This window comes from Roseovarius sp. MBR-51 (genome assembly GCF_053628575.1).
Map to the genome: position 1 here is coordinate 55,826 of NZ_JBRJGQ010000008.1, position 21,892 is coordinate 77,717.

General features: G+C 60.4%; 24 protein-coding genes. 11 read left to right on the top strand and 13 right to left on the bottom strand.

Annotation, left to right across the window (positions count from 1 at the left end; translation table 11 throughout):
• Positions 1–62: 62 nt before the first annotated feature.
• From ACSSVY_RS13000 to ACSSVY_RS13020, 5 genes are read left to right on the top strand one after another with little or no spacing between them, the layout of a single operon-like run.
• Complete coding sequence (locus tag ACSSVY_RS13000) at positions 63–617, top strand: TRAP transporter small permease (protein ID WP_454270011.1); 555 nt, start codon at positions 63–65, stop codon at positions 615–617.
• Positions 617–1,897 (top strand): TRAP transporter large permease, encoded by a 1,281-nt coding sequence (locus ACSSVY_RS13005; RefSeq protein ID WP_009816675.1) that lies wholly within the window; start codon positions 617–619, stop codon positions 1,895–1,897. Before ACSSVY_RS13000 ends, ACSSVY_RS13005 begins: the two co-directional genes overlap by 1 nt.
• 10 nt (positions 1,898–1,907) lie before the next feature.
• A complete protein-coding gene (locus ACSSVY_RS13010) occupies positions 1,908–2,681 on the top strand; it encodes an enoyl-CoA hydratase (RefSeq protein WP_454270012.1) in 774 nt (257 codons plus the stop codon).
• Complete coding sequence (locus ACSSVY_RS13015; RefSeq protein ID WP_454270013.1) at positions 2,678–3,880, top strand: CaiB/BaiF CoA transferase family protein; 1,203 nt, start codon at positions 2,678–2,680, stop codon at positions 3,878–3,880. The genes ACSSVY_RS13010 and ACSSVY_RS13015 overlap by 4 nt, the downstream gene beginning before the upstream one ends.
• Entirely contained in the window at positions 3,877–4,617 is a 741-nt protein-coding gene (locus ACSSVY_RS13020) for a 2-keto-4-pentenoate hydratase (protein ID WP_454270014.1), read from the top strand. The genes ACSSVY_RS13015 and ACSSVY_RS13020 overlap by 4 nt, the downstream gene beginning before the upstream one ends.
• Before the next feature lie 7 nt (positions 4,618–4,624).
• Here the strand turns inward: ACSSVY_RS13020 and ACSSVY_RS13025 are convergent, their stop codons facing one another.
• Both ACSSVY_RS13025 and ACSSVY_RS13030 read right to left on the bottom strand, forming a co-directional pair.
• Positions 4,625–5,293, bottom strand: coding sequence for a glutathione S-transferase family protein (locus tag ACSSVY_RS13025; protein WP_454270015.1), 669 nt, complete (start codon positions 5,291–5,293; stop codon positions 4,625–4,627).
• Entirely contained in the window at positions 5,290–6,015 is a 726-nt protein-coding gene (locus ACSSVY_RS13030) for a DUF1428 domain-containing protein (RefSeq protein ID WP_454270016.1), read from the bottom strand. Before ACSSVY_RS13030 ends, ACSSVY_RS13025 begins: the two co-directional genes overlap by 4 nt.
• Before the next feature lie 97 nt (positions 6,016–6,112).
• Here ACSSVY_RS13030 and ACSSVY_RS13035 point away from each other — a divergent pair, with 97 nt between their 5' ends.
• The 3 genes from ACSSVY_RS13035 to ACSSVY_RS13045 all read left to right on the top strand — a co-directional run bounded on the left by ACSSVY_RS13035 (position 6,113) and on the right by ACSSVY_RS13045 (position 8,845).
• Positions 6,113–6,772, top strand: coding sequence for a winged helix-turn-helix transcriptional regulator (locus ACSSVY_RS13035; protein ID WP_454270017.1), 660 nt, complete (start codon positions 6,113–6,115; stop codon positions 6,770–6,772).
• A 232-nt stretch (positions 6,773–7,004) separates the two neighbouring features.
• On the top strand, positions 7,005–8,261 hold the full coding sequence (locus ACSSVY_RS13040; RefSeq protein WP_454270018.1) for a PQQ-dependent sugar dehydrogenase: 1,257 nt from the start codon (positions 7,005–7,007) through the stop codon (positions 8,259–8,261).
• A complete protein-coding gene (locus tag ACSSVY_RS13045) occupies positions 8,261–8,845 on the top strand; it encodes a c-type cytochrome (RefSeq protein ID WP_454270019.1) in 585 nt (194 codons plus the stop codon). The genes ACSSVY_RS13040 and ACSSVY_RS13045 overlap by 1 nt, the downstream gene beginning before the upstream one ends.
• A 77-nt stretch (positions 8,846–8,922) precedes the next feature.
• Here the strand turns inward: ACSSVY_RS13045 and ACSSVY_RS13050 are convergent, their stop codons facing one another.
• From ACSSVY_RS13050 to ACSSVY_RS13060, 3 genes are all read right to left on the bottom strand, one after another.
• Positions 8,923–9,945: an aspartate-semialdehyde dehydrogenase gene (locus tag ACSSVY_RS13050; RefSeq protein ID WP_454270020.1), complete on the bottom strand. Its 1,023-nt coding sequence runs from the start codon at positions 9,943–9,945 to the stop codon at positions 8,923–8,925.
• 74 nt (positions 9,946–10,019) lie between these two features.
• Positions 10,020–11,186, bottom strand: a complete 1,167-nt coding sequence (locus tag ACSSVY_RS13055; protein WP_454270021.1) for an MFS transporter — start codon at positions 11,184–11,186, stop codon at positions 10,020–10,022.
• Positions 11,187–11,210: 24 nt separating this feature from the next.
• The gene (locus ACSSVY_RS13060) at positions 11,211–12,140 is read right to left on the bottom strand and encodes a histone deacetylase family protein (protein ID WP_454270022.1); all 930 of its coding nucleotides are present in this window, start codon (positions 12,138–12,140) and stop codon (positions 11,211–11,213) included.
• A 96-nt stretch (positions 12,141–12,236) separates the two neighbouring features.
• On the opposite strand from ACSSVY_RS13060, the gene ACSSVY_RS13065 reads away from it, so the two are divergent.
• From ACSSVY_RS13065 to rlmH, 3 genes are all read left to right on the top strand, one after another.
• Complete coding sequence (locus tag ACSSVY_RS13065; RefSeq protein WP_454270023.1) at positions 12,237–13,562, top strand: mechanosensitive ion channel family protein; 1,326 nt, start codon at positions 12,237–12,239, stop codon at positions 13,560–13,562.
• Positions 13,563–13,743: 181 nt separating this feature from the next.
• A complete protein-coding gene (gene rsfS / locus ACSSVY_RS13070; protein ID WP_454270024.1) occupies positions 13,744–14,109 on the top strand; it encodes a ribosome silencing factor in 366 nt (121 codons plus the stop codon).
• Entirely contained in the window at positions 14,110–14,580 is a 471-nt protein-coding gene (rlmH, locus tag ACSSVY_RS13075) for a 23S rRNA (pseudouridine(1915)-N(3))-methyltransferase RlmH (protein WP_454270025.1), read from the top strand.
• A gap of 37 nt (positions 14,581–14,617) precedes the next feature.
• On the opposite strand, the gene mscL is transcribed toward rlmH, so the two are convergent.
• The 8 genes from mscL to ACSSVY_RS13115 all read right to left on the bottom strand — a co-directional run bounded on the left by mscL (position 14,618) and on the right by ACSSVY_RS13115 (position 21,845).
• Positions 14,618–15,040, bottom strand: coding sequence for a large conductance mechanosensitive channel protein MscL (mscL, locus tag ACSSVY_RS13080; protein WP_454270026.1), 423 nt, complete (start codon positions 15,038–15,040; stop codon positions 14,618–14,620).
• 139 nt (positions 15,041–15,179) lie between these two features.
• Positions 15,180–15,875, bottom strand: a complete 696-nt coding sequence (locus ACSSVY_RS13085; RefSeq protein WP_454270027.1) for an ABC transporter ATP-binding protein — start codon at positions 15,873–15,875, stop codon at positions 15,180–15,182.
• A complete protein-coding gene (locus ACSSVY_RS13090; protein WP_454270028.1) occupies positions 15,859–16,581 on the bottom strand; it encodes an ABC transporter ATP-binding protein in 723 nt (240 codons plus the stop codon). Before ACSSVY_RS13090 ends, ACSSVY_RS13085 begins: the two co-directional genes overlap by 17 nt.
• Entirely contained in the window at positions 16,581–17,513 is a 933-nt protein-coding gene (locus ACSSVY_RS13095; protein WP_454270029.1) for a branched-chain amino acid ABC transporter permease, read from the bottom strand. The genes ACSSVY_RS13090 and ACSSVY_RS13095 overlap by 1 nt, the downstream gene beginning before the upstream one ends.
• Positions 17,510–18,436 (bottom strand): branched-chain amino acid ABC transporter permease, encoded by a 927-nt coding sequence (locus tag ACSSVY_RS13100; RefSeq protein ID WP_454270030.1) that lies wholly within the window; start codon positions 18,434–18,436, stop codon positions 17,510–17,512. Before ACSSVY_RS13100 ends, ACSSVY_RS13095 begins: the two co-directional genes overlap by 4 nt.
• 13 nt (positions 18,437–18,449) lie before the next feature.
• The gene (locus ACSSVY_RS13105; protein WP_454270031.1) at positions 18,450–19,061 is read right to left on the bottom strand and encodes a hypothetical protein; all 612 of its coding nucleotides are present in this window, start codon (positions 19,059–19,061) and stop codon (positions 18,450–18,452) included.
• Positions 19,062–19,088: 27 nt separating this feature from the next.
• Positions 19,089–20,384 carry an ABC transporter substrate-binding protein gene (locus ACSSVY_RS13110; RefSeq protein WP_454270032.1) on the bottom strand — a complete coding sequence of 432 codons (1,296 nt, stop codon included), beginning with the start codon at positions 20,382–20,384 and terminating at the stop codon, positions 19,089–19,091.
• Between the two features lie 93 nt (positions 20,385–20,477).
• On the bottom strand, positions 20,478–21,845 hold the full coding sequence (locus tag ACSSVY_RS13115) for a hypothetical protein (RefSeq protein WP_454270033.1): 1,368 nt from the start codon (positions 21,843–21,845) through the stop codon (positions 20,478–20,480).
• Between the last annotated feature and the right edge of the window lie 47 nt (positions 21,846–21,892).

Sequence of the window (21,892 nt, forward strand, 5' to 3'; positions counted from 1 at the left end):
TTGCGGATCAATCCCGGCCTAGCGCTGCCGGGCAGGTTCGATGCACTTGAACGCAGGACCAAATGAACGCTCTTCTTCAACGCACCAACCTGATCGCAAGCCGGCTTCTGGAATGGATTACGATCTTTTTGATGGTTGCGCTCACAGTAACCGTGATCGTCGCCGTTATTGCCCGCCTCATGGGGCAGAGCTTTTCGTGGTATGATGAAGTGGCCGCTATTATGCTCGCCTGGATTACCTATTATGGCTCGGCTCTCGCAGCGCTGCATCGACGACATATCGGATTCGACACCGTATTGCTGGCCATTCCGCCGCGTGGTCGCATGATTGCGGTCTTGATCGGTGAAGGTCTCGTTCTCTTGTTCTTCATTCTGATGGCGCGTGCCGGGTTTCAGGTGCTTGAGGTCCTTGAAGGCGATCATCTGACGGCCCTGACTTGGGTGCCGGTGCAATTCACCCAATCGGTTATTCCCATCGGTGCCATCCTGTTCATCACCTGCCAATTGCTGAGCCTGCCAAATTATTGGACCCAGACCGCACGCGGCATCTCTCTGGAACATGCCGAGATCGAGGAAGAGGTCGAAACCGAACTCGACAAGAACAAGGAGCGCGTGTGATGCTGATGCTGGGAATTTTCGCGGCCCTCGTGGCGATGATCTGCATCAACGTGCCGATCGCCATTGGGCTGGCATTGGCAGGCGTTTTGGGTCTCTTTGTGACCGAAGGTGCCAACAGCCTCGTGACCATCGCGCTCGACATGTACGATGGCTCCACCAAGTTTTCCCTGATTGCCATTCCAATGTTCGTTCTTGCGGGTGCGATCATGAATGCGGGGGGAATCACTGACAGGCTGATCAATTTTGTCTCGTCGCTGATTGGCTTCATTCGCGGTGGTCTCGCGATGGTGAATATCGGGGTTTCCCTCTTCTTTGCCGAGATCTCAGGGTCTGCTGTGGCCGACGTCGCAGCCATGGGTTCCATCCTTATTCCGCAAATGAAAAAGCGCGGCTATTCCAAGGAACTTTCCGCCGCAGTCACCTCTTCGTCCGCATCGCTGGCGATCATCATTCCACCATCGATTCCCATGATCCTCTATGCGGCCTCTGCCAATACATCAGTTGAGCAACTCTTCGTTGCAGGCGTGGTCCCCGGTCTCTTGGGGGCGGCTGGCTTGATGCTTGTGGCCTATATTTTTGCCCGCCGCTACAATCTGCCAACCGAAGAAGCGTTCAATATACCGCGCGTGCGGGAAACGTTCATGGATGCCCTGCCAGCCTTTTTTCTGCCGGTCATCATTCTGGGAGGCATCTTTGGCGGCTATGTCACAGCGACCGAAGCAGCAGGGCTGGCCGTGATCGCGGCTATCGTGGTCTCGGCCTGGTATCGGCAGATTGATCTCAAGCACCTTCGCCGCGCCATGCTGGATGGTGGTATGCAGACGGCAGTCGTCATGCTTCTGGTGGCGGCTTCAGTTCTGATGGGCGGGTTTCTCACCCGCGCGCAGATCCCACAGCAACTGGCACAGGGCATTCTCAATATAACCGATCAACAATGGGCGATCCTGCTCATTCTCAACTTCTTCTTTCTGATCATCGGCTTCTTTCTGCACTCTGCTGCGGCGATCATTCTGGTGATTCCGATCGTAATGCCGCTGATTGCCGCTGCCGGCATTGACCCGGTGCACTTCGGGCTGGTCGTCACGCTCAACCTCGCCATTGGCCAACAGACGCCGCCGGTCGCCTCGGTCCTGATTACGGCCTGTGCGGTGGCGCGGGCGAATATCTGGGAAGTGTCCAAGGTCAACATCTGGTTTATTCTGGTCCTCTTGGCAGTGCTGTTGCTCTGCACCTATGTGCCGTCGGTGCCGCTCTTCCTTGTTGAATACTTTTACCGCTAAGGGGATGCAGATGACCGAGATCCTGTCCGAGGTCCGGGGCAATACCCTCTGGATTACTTTTAACCGTCCACACGCCCGCAATGCGCTGACCTTTGCGATGTATGAGGGGCTCGCAAAACTCTGCCGCGAGGTGCCGACCGATGGCAGCATCCGTGCCGTGGTTATCCACGGCGCGGGCGGCAAGGCCTTTGCCGCAGGCACTGATATGACACAGTTCCGCGCCTTTGAAAGCGCGCAGGATGCGCTGGTTTACGAGGCGAGGATCGAGACTGTGCTGGAGGCGGTCGAGCGCTGCCCACTGCCCACGGTCGCGGTGATCAACGGTGCCTGCACCGGCGGTGGGGCGGCAATTGCGGGGGCCTGCGACATTCGCATCGCCGCCGAAAACCTCAAGTTCGGTTTTCCTATCGCGCGCACGCTTGGCAATTGTCTTGCCGCCGCGAACTTGGCGCGGCTGTCCTCGTTGATGGGGGCGGGGCGGGTGCGCGAGATGATCTTTACCGCGCGGCTGATAAGTGCCCCGGAAGCCTTGAGCTATGGCCTCATCTCCGAGGTGTTAGAGGACGAGGCCGCTCTGATGGCCCGCGCCGAAGATCTTGCCGGCACCTTGGCGCAGATGGCTCCCTTGACCCTGCGCGCCACCAAAGAGGCCATGCGACGTGTGAGCGCCGCCACCCGCGTCGAAGACGCCGACCTGATCGAAATGTGCTACATGAGCAATGATTTTCACCACGGGATGGAAGCATTTCTCGCCAAGGAGAAACCCGAATGGAGCGGCACATGAGTGCGACCGGCCCGCTTGCGGGTATGAAGGTGATCGAGCTTGCGCATATCATGGCCGGGCCTGTCTGTGGCCTGATGCTGGCCGATATGGGCGCAGATGTGATCAAGGTGGAAAAGCCCGATGGCGACGATAGCCGCCGCTTTGTTCCTCCGGCGATCGAGGGCGAATCCGCCGCCTATATGATGATGAATCGCAACAAGCGCGGCGTGGCGTTGAACCTCAAGGAACCGGAGGCCGTCGAGGCATTGCACCGCCTGCTGGAAGAGGCGGATGTGGTGATCGAGAATTACCGCATGGGTACGATGGAGCGACTGGGGCTGAGCTACGAAGCCCTGCGCGCCATCAATCCCCGTCTGATCTATTGCGAAATATCGGGCTTTGGCCGTACGGGTCCGTATGCTGATCGCGGTGGTTTTGATCTGATCGCTCAGGGCATGTCGGGCCTGATGTCGATCACAGGTGAGGGTCCGGGACGACCCCCGGTCAAGACCGGCGCGCCGGTGTCGGACATCACGGCCGGAATCGTGGCAGCGATGGGGGTATCCGCCGCCTATGCGCGCATGCTGCAAACCGGGCAGGGGCAAAAGGTCGATACCTCGCTCTTTGAGGCTGCGATCACCCAGACCTATTGGCAATCGGCGATCGCCTTTGCCACGGGCGTCGCCCCCGGTCCGATGGGGTCGGCGCATCCCCTCAACGGTCCCTATCAGGCATTCCAGACCGCAGATGGCTGGATCAACGTCGGTGCCGCCAACCAGCGCAACTGGCTCCGCTTTCTCGATGTCATCGGTGCGCCCGAGTTGAACGACGACTCTCGCTTTGCCTCCAACCATGACCGCATGCAGCATCTCAAACAGCTGGAACACATCCTCAATGATCACCTGCGTCACGAAACCTCTGAGGTTTGGCTGGATCGGATGGAGCGCGCGGGGCTGCCCGCTGGCCCGGTGCTCGACATAATGCAAATGCAGGCCGATCCACAGGCGCACGCGCGCGACATGATCGTTGAGGTGGATCATCCGGTTGCGGGTCAGGTCAAGACGCTTGGCCATCCGGTCAAGTTCAGCGAGACCCCTGCCAGCATCCGCCGTGCCGCACCCACGCTTGGGCAACACAGCCGCGAGGTTTTGCATGAGGCCGGGTATGCGGCGGACCAGATCACGGCGATGATCGCCTCAGGTGCGGTGATCGCAGCATGAGTGACCCCTTGGTGACAGCGCTGATAGCAGCGCGAAACGGGGGTCCAAAACTGCCTGCATCGGCAGGCGACGGGCTGACGCGGGATCGGATCTTTAACGTACAGGCGGCGGTCGCCGCCCAACTTGGACCTGTCGGCGGCTTCAAGGTCGCGTGTCCACCCGGCGCCCCAATCATCATCGCGCCAATCTTTGCCAGTGACATTCACGCCAGCCCGGCCATAATTCAGTGTTCCGAGGGCGAAGAGGTGGGCGTCGAACTGGAATACGCCTTTCGCCTGATTGCCCCCTTGCCGGACATCGACGCTTCGGATTTCATGACACAGTTGCGCGATGCGGTCGAACTCCTACCGGTCTTTGAATTGGTCCAGACGCGTCTTGCCGATCCCAAGGGCGCTACGCCTGCGCTCAAGATGCTGGACAATCAACTCAACGGTGCGGTGGTGTTGGGTGAACCCCGTCGAGACTGGCACACCATCGACGTGACCCGCGCCGAGGCGCATCTGACTCTTGGCCAAGACTCCCTGCTTGACGGTCCCGCATCGGTCCCCGGTGGCGATGCCTTTGCCACGCTCTGCGCCCTCGTACACGCCCTGGGGGACCATTGCGGCGGCTTGCAGCCGGGGCATGTAGTGATCACCGGATCACTCAACGGGTTGCCTTGGGTGACGCCGCCGATCACAACTTCGGGCCGGATCGACGGGCTGGGCACCGTCACCATGACCTTGACGTCGTTATAAAGCCCTGTCAGGCCGTGCGGGTCATGGTGGCGTCAGCCGCCTGCCAATGTGCCATGTGATCCGCCATCGCCCTGACAAACGCCGGACGCGCCTCTGCGCGTGCAACATAGGCGCTCAAAACGGGCATATCGTTCAGCACGCCCTCGCCCGCCAGCACGCGCAGAGTGTCGACCATCGCAATATCGGCCAGACTGAAATCGCCCGCGATCCAGTCATGTCCCTGCATCACAGCTTGCAGCTCGGAAAGTTTGGTCTTCAACGCCTGCCACGCGAACGTCTTGCTCTCCTCTCCTGTCGGTGGGCCAAAGAACTCCGGCCAGCGTTCTGCAAGCACCTTGTAGAGCCAGATCGCACTTGCGATCTCGACCGTGTTCAACGCGGCAAAGAGCCACTGTATCACCTCGGCACGCCGTGCCTCGGGCAAGAGCGCAGAGCCTTCGCCGACATAGAGCAGGATCGCACCGCTTTCGAACAGTGACAGATCCCCGTCACGGAGTATGGGGACCTGCCCAAAGGGTTGTAGCGCACGGTGCGCACCGCTCTTGGGCTCCATTGCGACTGTTTCAACCTGATAGGCGCGGCCAATCTCTTCGAGCGCCCACCTCACACGCAGGTCACGCACAAAGCCACGCGGAAACTCGGGCACCCAATCCAGCGTGATCAACGTCAGTGTCATGCCGCCTCTCCTGAATCAAAGAGCGGTTCGAACCCTGCCCACATCATGCGCTTGCCATCAAAGGGCATTGCAGACATGTCCATTCCGCTCATTTCCGCTTCCATGGCCTTGGCGGCTGCATCACAGGTCGCACGGTCCGGCCAAGCGATCCAGCTAAAGACCGGAACTTCGCCAACCTCCGCCTTGGTTGCCCTGTAAAAGTCGGTTTTCTTGCCTTCGGGCACATCAACACCCCAGGTTTCGGCCATGCCGAGCGCGCCCCCTTTGCGAAACATCTCCCACCCCTCGCCTGCCATATCGACATAGGCCTGTTTTTTGTCCTCGGGGACAGCAAGAAGAAAGCCCTGATAATACCCCGCGCCGCTATGCGCGCCGGATTCAAAGACCGGATCAAACCCGCCAAAAATCATCCGACTCCCGTCGAATGGCATCGCGGGCATCTCTTTCATCGCGGGATCGCTCTGCATTCTTTTCCAAGAGGCGTCCGCCGTTGCCTTGTCCGGCCATTCGATCCAAGAGAAAACGATGGTTTCATCGGGTTCCGCCGAAACCGATCCGTAAAAGTCGGTCAGCTTGCCATAGGGTACATCGGCCCCCCAAGTTTCTATCATTCGTGTGGCACCATAAGAGTTGAACATCGTCCAAGCTGCATCGACATGGGCACGATAAGCATCCTTATTGGATGAGGGAACCGCGGCAACGGCGCCTGTGAAGTAAGACATTCTGGTCTCCTTTCCTATGAGTTCGCGCGCAGAGAATCTCTCTTGCGTTGACACTGTGCCGCGCGTAGTAGTAAAAAACAACTATAAGTATGAAAAAATGACCAAACAGGCAAAAAACCCCCTGCTTCGCTATGACGAAGGCTGTCTTGCGGCGCATGCGCTCAATCTGATCGGGGATCGTTGGGCCTTGCTTGTCGTGCGAGAATTGATGTTTGCACCAAAACGGTTTCAGATGATCCGAGCGGGCCTGCCGGGTATCACAGCAAGCGTGCTGACCGGACGTCTGTCCCAGATGGAACAGGCCGGGGTATTGGTGCACGACCAGCGACTTGGCACCTATACGCTGACCGATGCTGGCAGAGCGCTCTTGCCCGTTCTCGAAACCCTTTGCCAATGGGCGCTGACGATACCAGGCCATGATCCGTCGCGCTTTATTAGCCCCTCGGCCCTGATGATCTCGATGGGTGTGATGCTCCGGCGCGACCGGGCTTCGGGTCTTGATGCGGTAGCCGGGTTTGATTTCGGAAGTGAAGTCTTCGAGATGCACTTGACGGATGGCGCGCGCCACACCCGTTTGGTGGCCAAGCCCACCGCGCCCTTTGTGCTCGTCGGTAATGGCAACACTCTGGCGGCCGCCGTTTACGGAAAAAAATCTCTGCGCGAAATGACAGATTTGGGTGTGATCACTCTGCGGGGCGATTACGTTGCCGCGCAGGCCTTTGTCGACCTCTTCCGACTTTCAGCGCAGGCGCAGTGATCGGCCGATATTACTCCTACTTTGGTCGTAGGCAATGAGCACAGCAAGTTCTTGTTCGTTCGCAAAACTGCGATAGGGTCAGACCTGTGCGATTACAACGTAAACGGTACTCGCATGAGCCGCGCGAAGGGGAGAGCGCGTTGGGTCTGCTTTTAGAGGTCTAAGATCAGGATCCTGTTCCGACGCAAAGCGGCGGACAGGTCTGGTTGGATTTTAAAACGGGAGGAACCAAATGAAGTATCTGCTGTCATCCATCGCAACCATAGCTCTCAGCGCTGGGCTCGCCCATGCGCAAGCGGCTAATGTGCCGGACAATCTGGAAAAACTGTCGAATTTCCAGTCCACCGGCGTTACCGATTTCACCTTTATCGAACAGGGCGGCGACTATGCCGACGGGATCAAGAAAACACTGGAAGGGATCAGCCTGCCCGCCGGGTTCAAGATCGGCCTCTACGCGGTCGTCCCCGATGCGCGCCACATGGCTGTCGGCCCGCAGGGCATCGTGACCTTTGTCGGCACGCGCAAGGACAAGGTGTGGTCCGTCACCGACCGCAACAAGGACCGCGTCGCCGACGAGGTCAAGGATTTCGCGCCATCACTGCAATTCTCGATCCCGAATGGCCCGTGCTTTTCCAAGGACGGGTTCCTCTATATCGCCGAGCAGAACCGCGTCCTGCTCTTTCCCGCCGCCGAGTTCTTCTACGAAAGCCCCGACGTGGCGGCCTTCAACCTCGTGGCCAAGGGCGATCTGATCCCTGAGGAGCAAGAAAGTTTCAACCACACCGCGCGGGTCTGTGACATTGGCCCGGATGGCAAGATCTATATCTCGCTCGGCCAGCCCTTTAACGTCGCGCCAAAAGAGAACCTCGAGACCAACACCAAATGGGGTATCGGCGGCATCATTCGCATGAACACCGACGGCACCGGCCGCGAGGTCTATACCTACGGCGTCCGCAATTCAGTTGGTCAGGATTTCCACCCTGAAACCGGTGAACTGTGGTGGACCGACAATCAGGTTGACGGCATGGGCGATGATATCCCACCGGGAGAATTGAACCGCCAAACCGAGGCTGGCCAGCATTTCGGCCATCCGTGGTATGGCGGCGGCTCGGTCAGGACCAACGAGTACAAGGGTGAAGAAGTCCCGGTTGAAGTGGTGATGCCTGCGGTCGAAACCGTGGCCCATGCTGCGGACCTCGGCATGACCTTTTACACCGGCAAGATGTTCCCGGCCAAATACAAGAACGCCATCTTTTCGGCGCAGCACGGGTCGTGGAACCGCACAGAGCCGGTGGGCGCCCGCGTGATGGTCACCTTCATCGACGGAGAAGGCAACGCCACAATGGAACCCTTTGCCGAAGGCTGGATTGACGAGAACGGCGAGTATCTTGGCCGTCCTGCCGATGTGGCACAATTGCGCGACGGCTCGATCCTCGTGTCCGACGATCTGGCCGGGGCGATCTATCGCATCTGGTACGAGGGCAATTGATGCTCAAGGCATGTATTCTGGGTCTGGGCGGGGTTTTCCTCGCCCAGATTGCTGTTGCAGAGGATCTGACCGGCGACCCCGAGGCGGGACGCAAACTGGCGGGCCAGTGCCGCACCTGTCACGGGATCGAAGGCATGGCGAAAATGCCCATCGTTCCCCATATCGGCGGCGAGAACCCGGCCTATATCGAGCATCAACTGACCGCCTTTCGCGAGGGGCGGCGTGTGCACGAAATGATGAGCGTGGTGGCCGCGAACCTAACCGATCAGGCCATTGCCGATCTGGCGGCGTGGTACAGCAGCCAGACGCCTATCGCGACCCTCGCCCCAACCCAGACCGCCGAGAGCGCGCCTGAGGCCTGCACCGCCTGTCACGGCGCGGATGGGATCGCACTGATCGACGACGCGCCCAATCTTGCGGGCGAGACGGTGATGTATATCGACACGCAGCTCAAGGCATTCCGCACCGGCAAGCGTCAGCATGACATCATGAGCGGCATCGCCGCCGAAATGTCGAATGATGACATTCGCGCGGTGGCGGAATGGTATTCCTCTGTCCAGTTCAAGGTCGCGCCGGTCCAGTAGCCGGTCCAGTAACCGTCCAGAAAAATGCAAACGGGCGCGCCTCAGGGCACGCCCGTCTCAATTCTGTCTGAGGTGCCTCAGCCCTTTTTCAGCACCCGCTGTCCCAACACTTCGGCGATCTGCACGGCGTTGAGCGCAGCGCCCTTGCGCAAGTTATCCGAGACACACCAAAGGTTGATACCATTATCAATCGTCGGGTCCTGCCGGATGCGGCTGATAAAGGTGGCGTAATCGCCCACGCATTCAATCGGCGTCACATAGCCGCCGTCCTCGCGCTTGTCGATCACCATGATGCCGGGGGATTCGCGCAGGATATCGCGGGCCTCGGCCTCATCCAGATGATCCTCGAACTCGATGTTGATCGCTTCGGCATGGCCAACAAAGACCGGCACCCGCACGCAGGTGGCCGTGACCTTGATCTTAGTATCAAGGATCTTCTTTGTCTCGGCGACCATTTTCCACTCTTCCTTGGTCTGCCCATCCTCAAGGAAAACGTCGATATGCGGGATCACGTTGAACGCGATCTGTTTGGTGAATTTCCGCGGTGGCTTGCTGTCGGTCGGATTATAGATCGACTTGGTCTGATCCCAGAGTTCGTCCATGCCTTCCTTGCCCGCGCCCGACACCGACTGATAGGTCGACACGACGACCCGCTTGATGCGCGCGCGGTCATGCAGCGGCTTCAGGGCCACGACCATCTGCGCGGTCGAGCAGTTGGGGTTTGCGATGATGTTCTTCTTGGCATAGCCCAGAACCGCCTCGGCATTGACCTCAGGAACCACCAACGGCACATCAGGGTCATAGCGGTAGAGCGAGGAATTATCGATCACGACACAGCCCGCCTTGGCGGCCTTGGGGGCATAGATCTTGGTCGCGTCCGACCCGATGGCAAACAGCGCCATGTCCCAGCCGGTGAAATCGAACGTGTCTAGATCCTGGGTCTTGAGAGTGCGGTCGCCAAAGCTGACCTCGGTGCCCAGAGACCGGCGCGAAGCGAGCACCGCGATCTCATCGACCGGAAACTCGCGCTCGGCGAGAATGTTCAGCATTTCGCGGCCCACGTTGCCCGTGGCACCTGCGACGACGATTTTGTAACCCATGTGTGTCTGCCTCCATAGCGGGGGTTGCGGAGCGGGTCATACAAGGATTGCACAAGATGTGAAAGGGGCCGCGCTCAGTCCATGCTGTCGCGGCTAAAGAGGTATGTCACCAGACCCGCCAGCAGGGCAAAGCCGAACAGGGCAAAAATGGCGGTGTATCCGGCCAATGCGCTTGGGGCTGAGGCATGCAATGGCCCCGAGGCAAACTGCGCCACCCCGGCCCCGCCAATCCCAAAGAGGTTGAGCAGCGTCACGCCCCGCCCCGCCAGATGCGCCGGAAAGAACGCCCGCCCATGCGCGATGAGTACGGGAAAGGTGGACCCGGCAAGCCCGATCACCGCGAGGAGGGTAATGGACAGCATGAGGCCCCGATCCGGCCAGAGCATCAGCGCAAAGATGGCCAGGGCACAAATCACATTGCCGGTAAAGATCACCCATTTGCGTGAGTTGAAAATCCGATCAAGCGGACCATAGGCAAAGGTGCCCGCGATCATCGCCACGCCCATGACCAGCGTCGCCTGCCCCACCTGCCCGGTATCAAGACCAAAGACATCGCGCAGGTACGGGCCTGCCCAGAGCCCGCGCAACGCCGCCGCCGGCGCGTAGGCCACAAACATCAATGGCAGAATGGCCCAAACGGCAGGCATGCGCAGCAGATCAAGGAGCGAGCCGCGCGTGTCGCCGATCACCGCCTCGGGGTCACGAACCACCGCAAGGATACCTAGCGCTGCCGCAACCGAGACGGCAGCCAATCCCCAGAGCGCCGCGCGCCAGCCAATCGTTTCCGCCGCCCAGGCCATTGGATAAGAGGCCACGAGATTGCCAAACGATCCAACCCCCAGCATGACCGCCGCCAGCGTTGCAAATCGCGCAGGCGAGAATTGCCGCGCGAAAATGTAATAAGACGCCATCAGCACCGGCGAACAGCCGACACCCAGCAGTACCATCGCGAGATTGATATGCAGCGGGCTGGTGGCCATCGCAAAGAGCGCCGCTCCCCCGCCGCCGCCCAGCAACAGCAGAACCGCCGCCGTGCGCCGTGGCCCTATCCGGTCGAGCGCCCACCCCACCGGCAATTGCATCACTGCGAATGTCACGAACATGAGGCCCGAGGCGGTGGCCAGATCATCCGGTGTTGCACGTACATCCTGTGCCAACGGGCCGCTCAGAACCGCCAGAAAAGCGCGGAAAAACTGGCTGAGCACATAGGCAAGGCTCAGCAGGACAAGGCCAGCACGCATGCGGTTTCCCTTTTGAAGCTAAGATCAAGCCGCTCCGCGGGCGATCAGGACATCGACATGCACCGCCACGCTCTCGGCCAAGGCATAGAGGTTATAGCCACCTTCAAGACAGCTCACCAATTTGCCACCGCAGAGTTCATCCGCCAGATCACACAGCCGTTCCGTGACCCACCGGAAATCCTCCGTTTCCAGCATGAGATCGGCCAACGGGTCTTCGCGATGCGCGTCAAACCCGGCAGAGACAAGGATCAGCTCGGGCTTGAATGCCCGCACGCGCGGAAAGACCTTGGCCTCATACTCGCGTCGAAACACCGCGCCGCCCGAACGCGGGGCCAGCGGCACATTTAGAATGGTGTCGTGGGGCCCGGTTTCATGCGCAGCCCCCGTGCCGGGCCAGAGCGGGTATTGATGCGACGAGGCGAAAAAGGTGCGCGGCTCGTCTTCCAGCAGGTCCTGCGTGCCATTGCCATGATGCACGTCGAAATCCACCACCGCCACCCGTTTCAGCCCGTGATGATCCAGCGCATATTTCGCGGCCACCGCCACATTGCCAAAGAGACAGAACCCCATCGTCGTCTCACGCTCGGCATGATGCCCGGGCGGCCGGGTGGCCACAAAGGCGTTGCGCGCCTCTCCCGACAGCACCAGATCAACGGCACGCACGGCACCGCCCACCGCTCTATGCGCCGCCGCCAAGGTGCCCGGCGACATCCATGTATCGGCATCCAGCGGCACCACACCCTTGGCAGGGGATGCGGCACGGATGGCCTCCAAATGGGATTTCGGATGCACGCGCAACAGATCGTCTTCGGCAGCAAGCGGGGCGGTCACGCGGGTCACATCCTTGCCCACGAGCGCCTCGAGGATACGCTCCAGCCGGGCCACCTGTTCGGGATGCCCGTCGGGTGTTTCATGCCCCAGACAATCGGGATGTGTGATCAGGGCTGTGGTCATGGCGCTCCTCCATCTTTGGCGCAAAAAGAGCCTGAATTACAGGACTTGTCCAGTGCAGCCTTGTGGGCGGCTGGACCACGTGCAAGGCTGGTAGCCATGGAAGGAGATGCCGCCTCAGTGACCCAGGACATCGTGCTTGCCGTTTGGGGTCAGGCCGAATTGTTCCTGTGGAGCATGCTGCGGCCTTGGAATGCCTATCAGGTGGGCATCCTGCTTGGCGTATTCTTGGCTGCATATCTGCTCGAACGCCTCTTGGGACCGGCTTGCCGCGAATGGATGCGGCAACGCGAAGGCTGGCCGAAGTGGCGCATGCGGCTGCTTGTCATGCTGCATCGGCGCTTGCGCCTTATCTTTTTCGTGATGCTGATCTGGCCAGTGTGCTGGATCATGCGTGAAGTGACATGGCCTAGCCGCTCTTATCTGCTGGCGATCGCCGGAGAATTGGCACTTGCCTGGCTGGTGATCGCCATTGTCACCCGGTTGATTGGCAATAGCCTGCTGCGCAGCCTTGTGCGCTACGCAGGCTGGACTTGGGTCACGCTCAGTATTCTCAATCTCACCCACGAGGCACAAGCGCTGCTGGACAGCGCCGCAATAGACGTGGGCGAGACTCGTTTCTCACTCTGGCTGGTTGTGCAGGCGGTGATCGTGATCGGCGCGCTCATCGTTGTGGCACGCTTTACCGCAAGGGTGACAAGCGCACGGGTTCGCAGCAACGAAGATCTCTCCCCCTCGATGCAGGTGCTGGTGGTCAAATTCATGCAGGTGCTGCTGTATGGTGCCGCGTTCTTCATTGGCTTACGCACCGTCGGGGTGGACCTCACCGGGCTAGCCGTGCTGTCCGGCGCGATTGGCGTGGGCCTTGGATTTGGTCTGCAAAAGGTGGTTTCGAACCTGGTCTCAGGGATCATTATCCTCCTGGACAAGTCGATCAAACCCGGCGACGTCATCAGCTTGGGCGAAACCTTCGGCTGGATCAACAGCTTGGGTGCCCGCTATGTCTCCATCACAACGCGAGATGGGCGCGAATACCTCATCCCGAACGAGGATCTGATCACAGGGCAAGTGGTCAACTGGTCCCATTCCAACGATTTCGTGCGCCTCGACATCTACTTTGGCACAGCCTATGGCGATGATCCGCATAAAGTGCGCAAGATCGCAGTCGAAGCCGCCCTGAGCGTTGGCCGCGTCCTGAACGAGCGACCCCCGGTCTGTCACATCGTTGGATTTGGTGACAACAGCGTGGATTACATCCTGAGATTCTGGATCAGGGACCCCACTCAAGGCCTGACAAACATTCGCGGCAATGTCTATCTGGCGCTCTGGGATGCGTTTCAAGGGCATAGCATTTCCATCCCCTTCCCGCAACGCGAGGTGAGGATGCTGGGGGATGAACCCGGTACCGAACCGCAGATCGGGTAAATTTGCAGCACATTCCCGCGTCATGGTGCAATAGGATGCGGCGGTTTATTGAAAAGTCATGCATCTCTTGCTACTTTGATATCATACCTAGCACCGGGGCCTGCGGTGTGCAGCAAAGGAGGACGATGTCCTGTCTTTTACGACATATGCGGCAAACGCCGCTGACCAGGGGGCCATCTCGATGATGCCCACCATAACCGCAGATAGCGAAGCGCAGCTTGCGGCGATCCTGACCTCTCTTGACGATGACAAGGCGGAAGACATCGTGCAGATCGACCTGCGCGGCAAAACTGCCATGTGCGACTACATGGTGATCTGCTCGGGGCGCTCCTCGCGGCAGGTTTCTGCCATCGCTGAGAAACTGATGGATCGGCTTAAGCAGGATATGGGGATCGTTGCCCGCAGTGAGGGCAAGGAAACCGGCGACTGGGTGTTGATCGACACGGGCGATGTGGTCGTCCATGTGTTCCGCCCTGAGGTTCGCGATTTCTATCAGCTTGAGAAGATGTGGCTGCCTTCCGGGCAGACGGCGGCGTCTCAGGTCTGAATGCGGGTTCACATCTGCGCGGTTGGCCGGTTGCGGACCGGCCCGGAACGCGCATTGTTCGACGATTACCTGACCCGGTTCGACCGAACGGGGCGGGCGCACGGCCTTGGCCCCGCCACCCTGCACGAGGTCGAGGATAAGAAGGGCGGTGGCATGGCCGCCGAGGCCAGTTTGCTTGACCGGGTGATCCCCCAAGGGTCCGTGCTTGTGGTCCTCGATGAACGAGGCAAGCTGCAGTCCTCTCCAGACTTTGCAGATACGATGGCGGGCTGGCGCGATGCCGGGCGCAGCGATCTGGCTCTGGTGATTGGCGGTGCGGATGGTATCGCGCCAGAACTGCGGTCGCGGGCGGATTTCGCACTATCCTTTGGCCGGATGGTCTGGCCACATATGTTGGTGCGGGTGATGCTGTCTGAACAGCTCTATCGCGCCGCCTCGATATTGGCCGGAAGCCCCTATCACCGTGTTTGAAGGGGCGAGGGACCATGTGCCCCTCGCCATGATTTGATCACTTCTTCAGGGCGTCGCGGATTTCCATCAGGATATCCAATTCCGAGGGGCCGGGATCGGCAGCAGGGGCCTCTGCCTTGGGCTTGGATGTGGCATCTTTGGCGCGGTTGACCAGCTTGACCAAAATAAACACGACCCAGGCAATGATCAGGAAATTGATCACGGCCATGATGAAGCGACCATAGGCAAAAACGGCTGCCCCGGCTTCTTCCGCCGCTGCGATCGAGGAATATTCGCCTGATCCAAGCACGACATAGAGGCCCGAAAAATCAATGCCGCCCAGAAACAGACTGATGATCGGGTTAATGAGATCGGCCACCATCGAGCCAACAATCGCAGTAAAGGCCGCACCGATGATAATGCCAACGGCCATGTCCATGACATTGCCCTTGGCGATGAAATCCTTGAACTCTTGAATCATTTTCGTCCCTTCTCCACTGTCACACACGGGTCTTTTTGGTGCCCGCGTCGGGCCTCTAGCATATTTTTACGCAGATTTGACATAAATCTGACGGGCGGCGCGGGGAATTGACCTACAAACCTCCCCTCAGAGCATCGCACTAAACCCCGACATAGCGGTCCACCAATCCGCGATCCGCACGCAACGCCTCGGCGCTCATCACAGCACCCCCTTGGCCATTTTCCAGAAAAGCAACACGGTCCGCCACCTCCAGAACCGCATCGACCCGCTGTTCCACCAAGAGCACAGCGACGCCTTCTGCCCGCAACGCCGTGATCACCTCGCGAATGGCCGCGATCATCGAGGGTTGTAACCCTTCGGTCGGCTCATCAAGCAACAGCACCTCTGGCCGCAGACAGAGCGCCCGCGCCATCGCCAGCATCTGCTGTTCGCCCCCCGAAAGGGTCTGCGCCTTCTGTCCCAGCCGATCTCGCAGGCGTGGAAAGAGTGTCAGCACTTGCTCGCGCACCTCTGGCCCGCTCTGCCGCGCCATCAGACCAATTTCCAGATTTTGCGCCACTGTCAGGTCAGTAAACAACCTGCGCCCCTGCGGCACATAGCCGACGCCCGCGCGTGGAACCTCATGCGCGGGCAGCGCGCTCAGGCTCCGCTCACCCAGCCAGATTGTGCCCGACATGAGCGGCAAAAGCCCCATGATCGCGCGCATCGTCGTGCTCTTGCCCGCCCCGTTGCGCCCCAAGAGGCACAGGATCTCGCCCGCCTTCACCTCAAGGCTCAGATCGCGCAGCACCTGTGCGCGGCCATATCCCGCGCTGACCCTATCCAGCCGCAGCATTGGGCAGCCCCCCCAGATACGCCGCCTGTACCGCGCGGTTGGCATGGATTTCCGCAGGCGTGCCCTCGGCCAGCACCCGGCCGCCATCCAGCACGGTAATCCGGTCCGCCAGATCCATCACCACGCGCATGTTATGCTCGATGAGCAGGATCGTCGCCTCCTGAGCCACCTCGCGGATCAGGCTCAGAAAACTGTCGATCTCGCCCTCGGCCAGACCCTGCGTCGGCTCGTCCAGAATCAAAAGGCGCGGGGATTGGGCAAGGCCCATCGCAATCTCCAAGAGCCGCTGATGCCCATAGGCCAGATCGCCCGCGTCTTGGCTCGCGCGGTCGCTCAGCCCGACCCGCCCCAGCGCGCTCTCGACCGCCGCCTCGACTGCCGTGCCGCGCAGATGACGCCGTGCGGCCAGCGCCACGTTCTCCCGCACACTCAACCGGCCAAAGACCGAGGTGATCTGAAACGTATAGGCCATGCCCAGCCGCATTCGGCGGTGCGCGGGCAGGGCGGTGATGTCCTGCCCATCAAAGCTCACCCGCCCTGCACTTGGGGCGATGCGCCCCGAAATCATGCCCACCAGCGTCGTCTTGCCCGCACCATTGGGGCCGATCAGGGCGCGTATCTCGCCTTTGGGCAGGTCGAAATCCACGTCTTCGACCGCGCGCAATCCGGCGAAATTCTTGGAGAGGCCCCGCGTTGACAGCAGCATCACGGCAGCCCTCGCCAGAACCGACGCCGCAATTCCCCCATCAACCCTTGCGGCGCAAAGAGCGTCAGCACCACCAGCGCCACGCCGGCAATCAGCATATAGGCGGTGGTCACGCCGGAACTGAGGTCAATCAGGTAGAACATGAAGAGCGTGCCGATGAACGGCCCCAGCACCGTGCCCGCCCCGCCCAAGAGCACCCAGAGCAGCGGAAAGATCGAGTATTGCACCGAAGCAAAGGTGGCCCCCACATAGCCAAACAAGAGGCCATATGCCGCCCCCGCCGCCGCCGCCATCGTGCCCGAAATCACCATGACCGCGAATTTATGCGCGAAAACGTCATAGCCCAGCATGCGCACCCGCTCTTCATTTTCGCGGATAGCCACCAGCACTCGGCCAAAGGGCGACCGCACCAGCCAGAGACAGAGCATCAGGCAAACGCCAAACAGGATCAGAGCCGCCAGATAACGGTTGCCCTCAAGGCTCAGGTCGATGCCCCAGAGCATCCGATCCGCCTGCTGGATCACAAAGCCTTCGTCGCCCCGCGTCAGCGCCCCGAAATAGAGCACGCTGAGGTATCCCGCCTGCGCGAACATCAGCGTCACGATCATAAACGCGACGCCCGCCGTGCGCAGCGCCAGCGCCGCCAGAACGCCTGACACCACGGCCCCCGCCGCCAACCCCAAGAGCAGCGCCGGCGCAGGCGTTAGCCCGAGATGCTGGACACCCAAACCCATCCCATACATCCCTGCGGCAAAGAACAGGGCGTGCCCAAGGCTCAAGAGACCAGTATAGCCAAACATGAGGTTGTAGCCCATGGCATAACTCGCCAGAACCATCACCCGTGCCAGATTGCCGTGGTGATACGCAGGCAGCACGAAATGCAGCGCCAAGAGCAAGGCCAATAGCCCGGCATGCAAGGCATAGGCCCTCATGCGGCGCGTGCCCCGAATAGGCCCTGTGGCCGAAACACCAGCACCAACCCGACCAAGAGCGTTGCCAGTATCTTGGCCAGCGTCGGCGAGAAAAACACCGAGATGATCCCATCGCTGAGACCTATCAGGATCGCCGCCACAACCGTGCCGGGCAGACTACCGAGTCCGCCGATGATGACCACGATGAACGACAGCAAGAGCGGGTCCGCCCCCATCAGGTAATGCGCCTGCTGGATTGGCACGATCAACACGCCTGCCAGCGCCGCCAGCGCCGCGCCCAGACCAAAGACCCCGGCATAAACCCGTTCCACCGGGATGCCAAAGGCCAGAGCCATCTCGCGATCCGCCTGCGTTGCCCGCATCACAAGGCCGATACGTGTGCGCGTCATCAAGACCCAGACCGCGCAGAGCAGAACCACCGCCGCGCCGATCACCGCCAGCTTGTAAGAGGTCGTGCCCAGCCCCCAGGGCCAGATCATCGCCCAGCCCTCAGGCCCATGCTCGACCCACGGGATTGCAAGCCGCGTGTTGAACGGCGCCTCGACGGGACGCGCATCCGGGCCATAGCCCATCAGCGTCACTTGCTGAATGATATAGAGCAGCCCGATTGTGGCCACGATGGTGCGTTCTGGATCATACTCCAGCCGCTTGAGGATCGTCATATCGGCGGCCACCGCCAGCGCGCCCACGATCAGCGGGGCCAGGACCAGCGCCAGAGCAAAGCCGATTTCCGGATGCCCGACCACGCTCTGCGCGATCCACCATGCCAGAACCGCGCCCAGCATGAAAAACTCGCCATGCGCGATATTGACCACCCGCATCACGCCAAACACAAGACTGAGCCCCACCGCCGTCAGCGCAAGCACCGCCGCCGTCACCGCGCCTTCCAACGTGGCCAGCACCAGATATGGGCCTAGCTCCATGGGCGGAGGCAAGTCATGGCACGGCGTACTCGAGCCCGCCCATCAGGATACGGTCATCGTCGGTCAGCGTCACGATCTGCCCGTGCAAACGTTCAAGCTTGCGGGCTACCACCTCGTTGCGCTTCTCCCACTTATAGGACCGGTCGTCGACCACGGGCGTCCATGTCAATTGTCCGCCCTTGCGCCAAGGATCAAGAACGATCCCCTGATCAAACGCGTCACCCTTGGCACTTACGATCGCCGTGCTGTGCTCCAGCCGAAAGGCGTTCTCAGAATTGGCAACCGCACGGTGCAGATCAAGCGTCTGGAAATTTTCCTGCTTCAGGCGATCTTCTATGTCCCGTGCCCAATGCCAGCACAGGCCAGCCGGTTTCAACCCCATGTTGACCTTGGTGTTGTGCACAATGGGCGGATCAGTGATTTCATACTCCAGAGCAAGTTGGTGGGTATGCTCATAGGTGATGCGCGCTGCGCGCTCGGCCTCTTCGGTGTCCACCTCGGGCCCGAGACTTCGGATTGCCGCTGCCAGCCGCGTCACCTCTTGCGACTCGGGCGGCGGGGGCGGCGCACCGCAACCCGCCAGCACCACAAGGGCCAGTGTCAGAATGATATGCAAACCTCTCATCGCTTCGCCCCGCTTACCAAACCCGTTTCAGAACGGCTGTGCCGTGTAATCAATTTCGTCAGGATAGAGCGTATCCTCGATCGAGGTCCGATGCACGCGCAGCAGCTTTCCGCCCTGCACCTGCGAAATATTCTGATGGCCAAACACCTGATGCGTCTTGCCGTTAAAGATCTTGTCGCCCTGTGGATGCGCAAGGCTCTCCGGCAGGACAGTCATCGCCTCGACCGCCTCGATCAGCGCGGCGCGGTCTTGCGGCCCGGTATAACCCGCCGCTTCCATCCCCGCCTTGATCACATGCAGCGTTTCCCAGCAGCCGAACATATGCGCATAGGTGGACACGTCGCGCGGATCACTGACCGACGCGCCGCGCTCGTTGACCCCGACCGCCGCGCGGTAAGCGGTCTCATGCCCGCTCTCGTCCGGCTGCTGATCGCGGCACATGCCCTCCCAGAAATAGCTGTTCTCGAGGAATTCCAGACCGGGGCTGTCAATCGCCACCGCCTCCAGACTGTCGATAAAGCCAAAGAGCGCCGGACCCTGCCCTCCAAAGAACTCGCCCAACTCCTTGACAAAGGTCAGCACGGCGGGTCCGACCATGACGTGATAGAGCACCTCGGTATCGCGCGGGATCTTGGGGAAGTACTTGGTAAACGAGGTTTCAGACGGCGGAATCGCGATATGCGCCAGCACCTCGCCGCCCTGCGCCTCGATCGCTTGCGTAAAGAAATCGCGGTGATCGTGGCCAAAGGCGAAATCCGGAAACACCATCGTAACCTTCTTGCCAAGGTTCGCAGCCACATAGGGTGCCATCGCTTGAACTTGGCTTTTCACATCCGTGATGCCCGGTTGCAGCGTGTAGCGGTTGAGCATGCCAGAGGCCACGTGATGCCCTTCCGAGACCACGAAATACGGCAGCTTCAATTCCCCCGCACGCGGCGCAGAGCCGATGACGACATGGCTGAAAAGCGTGCCAAAGCCGATGTCACAGCCATGCTGATTTGCGAATTTCTCGACCACTTCTGCCCCGCGCTTGGGGTCGGTGCCGTCATCCTCGGCGACAATCTCGACCAAGCGGCCATTGATGCCGCCGCCGTCGTTGATCAGCTTGACCGCGGCCTGCGTGGTGCGGTCATACCAACGGCCATAGGCTGCGCCGATGCCAGTGCGATGCACCTGAAAGCCGATCTTGATCGGCGCTGCGGTCTGTGCATGGGTATATCGCGCCCAAAGCGGCAGGCTCGCCGCAGCAACGCCGCCCGCAAGTGCCGTCAACGCACCGCGTCGGGACGTGCCGGTAGTCGGGCTAATTTTTGGGCTGTTCATCGCGCATCCTCCAAAGATCAGTCGCATTCGCAGGACAAATGCCGCACCTGCACACCTTGCGCAACCCCCTCGGGGTTGTCCAGCGCTTACATCTCACGCGACGCGCGGCGTGGCCAAGAGCCAAAGACCAAGGATCGTATAGGCCACCATGAACACAGCGAGCGGGATCTGGCCCAGCACCGCCCGACGCCGTCCCTCGCCTATGCGCATCGCTAGCGCATGCGCGAGCAGGATTGCGATCACATGCCCAACGACCACCGCGCCTGCCTGTGTCATCCAGATGAGTTTGACCGGGCCGGGAGTGTTAAGGAATCCGGCGGAAATTGTAAGGTCCGTAAGGCCCAGCGACCGTGCCAAGGCCGCCAGAACATACTGTCCGTCAACCAGAAACGCCGTCAGATAATGCGCAACATGATAGGCCAGAGCTATCGGCAAGATCGTTGGAGCATAGAGGCAAAACAGATCACGAAGCCGCGCGTGCCCTCCGGCCAGCCGTTTGCCCAGCCACAGCGCGATAGCGAAGACCACAATAAGTGCGATATTGGCCAACAATAACCCCAATATAGTGGGTAGAATAACCGCAGACCGCCCGGGGAACTCCAAGGGGTTGAGGCCAAGAATACCAAGCCATAGAAAAGTCTCGTTGAGCCCGTCAAAGCTGCCAGAGCCGAGCAGGATCAAGCAAAAGGCCGCCAGTCCCAAACTGACTTTTGGCCTGCCAAGTATCTGCCAACCTGGAAGCCCAATTGACATCCATCCCTTTGAAAAACCAAAGAAAGATACTCGACGATAGGCGCGCATCAGCACCGTGATCGCCTCGCCCCGCACCAGCCACACCGGGCCGAAAAGCACCAGCCCGGCCAACATCGCATACCAGTAGAACCCGACCACAACGGCCAGCCGCTCCGGATAGCTTGGAGCGGGGTCGGCCAAGAGAAACCCGCAAAAGGCAAGCAATCCTAAAACGCTGGGCCAATGCCCCAATACGCGCGGATAGCGCAAGGGCGCGCGCAATCCGGTCAGGCAGTGTAGCAGAACCCCAACACCCACCCACGGATTGATCCAGCGCCAGACATCCCCGATCAACCCCTGAACGGACACGATCCCGATCCAGAACACCACCCAGATGGCCAGAGGCAACGGATTGACGCCCGGATCGCCCGGCCCCACAAGCCCACGCCAGACCAGCCAGCCGAGCAAGACTGCAGCACCGAGGTTTAAGCGATAACGGAGGATCGCCGGGGGTCGCAGTGGAAAAATTCCGGCAGACCGAAACAAGCCTTCTGCCATCTGTTCCGGCAGCACAGCCAAGAGCGCCAATGTTACGGCAACGGTCACACCCCCCGCCGCGATATATGCATCCGTCGGGAGAAGAAGCACGAATCCCTGCTCTCCGGCATGCGCCCAAAGGTCGCTTGCGGTCAGCGCAAGAAACGCCCCGCCAAGCAATATCGCTCGCATGCACTTTGTCCCCTCTCCAGTCTCTCAGAACAATCCTGACCGCTCTG

Bases quoted from the DNA above. Each gene is read 5' to 3' on its own strand.
- ACSSVY_RS13060 (WP_454270022.1), bottom strand. From the start codon at position 12,140: ATGACCACAGCCCTGATCACACATCCCGATTGTCTGGGGCATGAAACA.
- ACSSVY_RS13100 (WP_454270030.1), bottom strand. From the start codon at position 18,436: ATGGAGCTAGGCCCATATCTGGTGCTGGCCACGTTGGAAGGCGCGGTG.
- rlmH (WP_454270025.1), top strand. From the start codon at position 14,110: ATGCGGGTTCACATCTGCGCGGTTGGCCGGTTGCGGACCGGCCCGGAA.
- ACSSVY_RS13025 (WP_454270015.1), bottom strand. From the start codon at position 5,293: ATGACACTGACGTTGATCACGCTGGATTGGGTGCCCGAGTTTCCGCGT.
- ACSSVY_RS13000 (WP_454270011.1), top strand. From the start codon at position 63: ATGAACGCTCTTCTTCAACGCACCAACCTGATCGCAAGCCGGCTTCTG.
- ACSSVY_RS13035 (WP_454270017.1), top strand. From the start codon at position 6,113: ATGACCAAACAGGCAAAAAACCCCCTGCTTCGCTATGACGAAGGCTGT.
- ACSSVY_RS13095 (WP_454270029.1), bottom strand. From the start codon at position 17,513: ATGAGGGCCTATGCCTTGCATGCCGGGCTATTGGCCTTGCTCTTGGCG.
- mscL (WP_454270026.1), bottom strand. From the start codon at position 15,040: ATGATTCAAGAGTTCAAGGATTTCATCGCCAAGGGCAATGTCATGGAC.
- ACSSVY_RS13115 (WP_454270033.1), bottom strand. From the start codon at position 21,845: ATGCGAGCGATATTGCTTGGCGGGGCGTTTCTTGCGCTGACCGCAAGC.
- ACSSVY_RS13045 (WP_454270019.1), top strand. From the start codon at position 8,261: ATGCTCAAGGCATGTATTCTGGGTCTGGGCGGGGTTTTCCTCGCCCAG.
- ACSSVY_RS13010 (WP_454270012.1), top strand. From the start codon at position 1,908: ATGACCGAGATCCTGTCCGAGGTCCGGGGCAATACCCTCTGGATTACT.
- ACSSVY_RS13020 (WP_454270014.1), top strand. From the start codon at position 3,877: ATGAGTGACCCCTTGGTGACAGCGCTGATAGCAGCGCGAAACGGGGGT.
- ACSSVY_RS13030 (WP_454270016.1), bottom strand. From the start codon at position 6,015: ATGTCTTACTTCACAGGCGCCGTTGCCGCGGTTCCCTCATCCAATAAG.
- ACSSVY_RS13005 (WP_009816675.1), top strand. From the start codon at position 617: ATGCTGATGCTGGGAATTTTCGCGGCCCTCGTGGCGATGATCTGCATC.
- ACSSVY_RS13040 (WP_454270018.1), top strand. From the start codon at position 7,005: ATGAAGTATCTGCTGTCATCCATCGCAACCATAGCTCTCAGCGCTGGG.
- ACSSVY_RS13055 (WP_454270021.1), bottom strand. From the start codon at position 11,186: ATGCGTGCTGGCCTTGTCCTGCTGAGCCTTGCCTATGTGCTCAGCCAG.
- ACSSVY_RS13015 (WP_454270013.1), top strand. From the start codon at position 2,678: ATGAGTGCGACCGGCCCGCTTGCGGGTATGAAGGTGATCGAGCTTGCG.
- ACSSVY_RS13050 (WP_454270020.1), bottom strand. From the start codon at position 9,945: ATGGGTTACAAAATCGTCGTCGCAGGTGCCACGGGCAACGTGGGCCGC.
- ACSSVY_RS13090 (WP_454270028.1), bottom strand. From the start codon at position 16,581: ATGCTGCTGTCAACGCGGGGCCTCTCCAAGAATTTCGCCGGATTGCGC.
- rsfS (WP_454270024.1), top strand. From the start codon at position 13,744: ATGATGCCCACCATAACCGCAGATAGCGAAGCGCAGCTTGCGGCGATC.
- ACSSVY_RS13065 (WP_454270023.1), top strand. From the start codon at position 12,237: ATGGAAGGAGATGCCGCCTCAGTGACCCAGGACATCGTGCTTGCCGTT.
- ACSSVY_RS13105 (WP_454270031.1), bottom strand. From the start codon at position 19,061: ATGAGAGGTTTGCATATCATTCTGACACTGGCCCTTGTGGTGCTGGCG.
- ACSSVY_RS13110 (WP_454270032.1), bottom strand. From the start codon at position 20,384: ATGAACAGCCCAAAAATTAGCCCGACTACCGGCACGTCCCGACGCGGT.
- ACSSVY_RS13085 (WP_454270027.1), bottom strand. From the start codon at position 15,875: ATGCTGCGGCTGGATAGGGTCAGCGCGGGATATGGCCGCGCACAGGTG.